Origin of the sequence: Nocardia farcinica (assembly GCF_029867845.1) — a bacterium.
GTDB lineage: Bacteria > Actinomycetota > Actinomycetes > Mycobacteriales > Mycobacteriaceae > Nocardia > Nocardia farcinica_A.
The window spans coordinates 1-1,070 of record NZ_JARWRU010000634.1 but is presented as its reverse complement, the minus strand read 5'-3'; the positions used below and the strand labels follow the sequence as shown (position 1 = coordinate 1,070).

Sequence of the window (1,070 nt, the reverse complement as noted above, 5' to 3'; positions counted from 1 at the left end):
CCACCTGTGCGCCCCCGGGGGCCGTTCCGCCCGGGGGCGGGGGGCCTGGGCCCCGGCCTACACCGTCCGGGCAGCGGTGGCCGCGAGGTTGCCCGGAGGCCGAATTGGGGAGCGGGGACCCCTTCTGCTAGATTTGATCGGTCGCTGCCTGGCGATGCGCATGATGCCGATGCGCTCGAAGTGCTCTCCGGCTCGAAGTGCTCTCCGATCGATGCAAGTACGGTCAGAAGAAGTGCGGACATCGGAGCAGACACGAGCGGTCGGCGGAGCAAGCGCCCCGTGCAGCAACCAGCCAAGACAAGTCGCGTCGCACCCTGTGACGCGGTGAGCACTATTGAGACACATCGAGTGGAGGAAGCCGACCGATGGCAACGTACGCGATCGTCAAGACCGGCGGAAAGCAGTACAAGGTCGCGGTCGGTGACCTGGTGAAGGTCGAGAAGATCGAGGGCACGCCGGGTACCGCCGTCGAGCTCTCGCCCGTCCTCGTGGTGGACGGCGCCGAACTGACCACCGACGCGGCCGCGCTGGCCGGCCGTTCGGTGACCGCGGAGCTGGTCGAGCAGACCAAGGGACCGAAGATCCGCATTCACAAGTTCAAGAACAAGACCGGCTACCACAAGCGCCAGGGTCACCGTCAGCCGCTGACGGTCCTGAAGGTCACCGGCATCAAGTAAGCACCGGCCAGCAAGCATCACCGAGGAGACACTGCTATGGCACACAAGAAGGGCGCGTCCAGCTCCCGGAACGGACGCGATTCCAACGCCCAGCGGCTCGGCGTCAAGCGCTTCGGCGGCCAGACCGTCAAGGCCGGCGAGATCCTGGTCCGCCAGCGTGGCACCCACTTCCACCCCGGCGTGAACGTCGGCCGCGGTGGCGACGACACCCTGTTCGCCCTGGCGGCGGGCGCGGTGGAGTTCGGCACCAAGCGGGGCCGCAAGACCGTGAACATCGTTGCCCCGGAGCCGGTTCAGGCCTGACCGCCGAGCCGATCCGAACTCGAGCCGAGCGGGGGAGGGTGGCCACCCAGACCCGCGTTTGGCGGTTGCGGGGGGGGGTGGGCCCCGCGG

2 protein-coding genes are annotated in these 1,070 nt (G+C 68.4%); both read left to right on the top strand.

Annotated elements, in window-relative coordinates; all coding sequences use genetic code 11:
• Positions 1–365: 365 nt before the first annotated feature.
• Positions 366–677, top strand: a complete 312-nt coding sequence (gene rplU, locus QH283_RS14050) for a 50S ribosomal protein L21 (protein ID WP_280503446.1) — start codon at positions 366–368, stop codon at positions 675–677.
• 36 nt (positions 678–713) lie between these two features.
• Positions 714–980, top strand: a complete 267-nt coding sequence (rpmA, locus tag QH283_RS14045; RefSeq protein WP_195151457.1) for a 50S ribosomal protein L27 — start codon at positions 714–716, stop codon at positions 978–980.
• Positions 981–1,070: the final 90 nt, after the last annotated feature.

Excerpts from the sequence above, each read along its gene's own strand:
- rplU (WP_280503446.1), top strand. The coding sequence starts at position 366 with ATGGCAACGTACGCGATCGTCAAGACCGGCGGAAAGCAGTACAAGGTC.
- rpmA (WP_195151457.1), top strand. The coding sequence starts at position 714 with ATGGCACACAAGAAGGGCGCGTCCAGCTCCCGGAACGGACGCGATTCC.